Below are 1,065 nucleotides of genomic sequence, written 5' to 3' on the forward strand. Positions count from 1 at the left end.
AGGAGAGACCATCCGCGGCTCATCGACCGGAAGAGCCAAGCCGGCTGACCCAGGCTCGGCCGTCACCCAGGAATACACAATCTCAGTTCAACATATGCAAGGCGCCTGTGGCCGCAATCTCGGCAATCAGCAGACCGCAAAGGGTCGTCGACAACACCACGGGGGCCGTCTCGCGCCGCAGATAGATGGGGCTGAACCAAAGCAGCAAGGTGGCGATGAGCAGCAAGGTCTGGGTCAAGACCCAAGGCAGCAGGGCATCCAGCACCGTCTCAGTTGGCTGGTTTGCCAACATCAGGGCCACAAACCAGAGCAGGCTGGCAATCGCCGCCCCGAGCCCCGCCATGGGTAACAGGGTATTGAACGCCTGCAACCGATGGCGGGCCCGCAGCAGCATCAGGTGTGCAAAGGCGGCGCCCAGCAACACCATTTGTAGCAGACCACTCACCCACCCCGCACTGGCCAGGAGACCCAGTCCATAGAGGCTCAAGGGCAAGGCTGGCAACAACAGCCAGCTGGCGGGAATGGCACGTTTTCCCTCCAGTCGCGACTGCAGCAAGGAGACACCGATACCAAGCACCAGCGCGGCACCACCGAGCCAGACTTGCCACTGGGGCGCCTTAGCCTCCACCGCCAACATCACTGACAGGCCGCTGATGACCCAGACCGAGAAGCTCTGCTGGAGGATACGCGAGCGTTGGCCCGGGCAGAGATCCCCGCGCCACAGCACCAGAGCCAGCCAAGCGAGGGCCCCGAGTGCCATCAGGCCACTCAGGGGATAAAGCCATAGGGGTAATTGGGATAACATGAACGCCTCCTGTGATGAAGGGGGCGAGTATACCCAAACTCAAAGCGGAACCAAACGCCTAGCCCTGGCCCCTCGCCTGGGCAACCAGGCGTTTGAACAGCTGGCGGATCACCACCGGGATATGGGTCACGGCCCAGACGCTCCGCCTCCGTCCACCACGGCCACGCGCCATGCCGGGCTTGCTGCGATGGTGGACTCGCCGTTGTTGATGATGCGGCTGGCGTTGAGTGAGGAGCGCCCGCGGCACCGGCTTCACGCCG

General features: G+C 63.4%; 2 protein-coding genes. Both read right to left on the reverse strand.

Translation table 11 applies throughout. The features are described from left to right. Nucleotides 1–82 precede the first annotated feature (82 nt). On the reverse strand, nucleotides 83–805 hold the full coding sequence (locus G113_RS20140) for a hypothetical protein (RefSeq protein ID WP_005915016.1): 723 nt from the start codon (nucleotides 803–805) through the stop codon (nucleotides 83–85). 58 nt (nucleotides 806–863) lie between these two features. Then, on the reverse strand, nucleotides 864–1,065 hold a 202-nt coding region (locus tag G113_RS21940), incomplete at its 5' end, for a hypothetical protein (protein ID WP_005915018.1).

Origin of the sequence: Aeromonas molluscorum 848, assembly GCF_000388115.1 — a bacterium.
Classification (GTDB): Bacteria; Pseudomonadota; Gammaproteobacteria; order Enterobacterales; family Aeromonadaceae; genus Aeromonas; species Aeromonas molluscorum.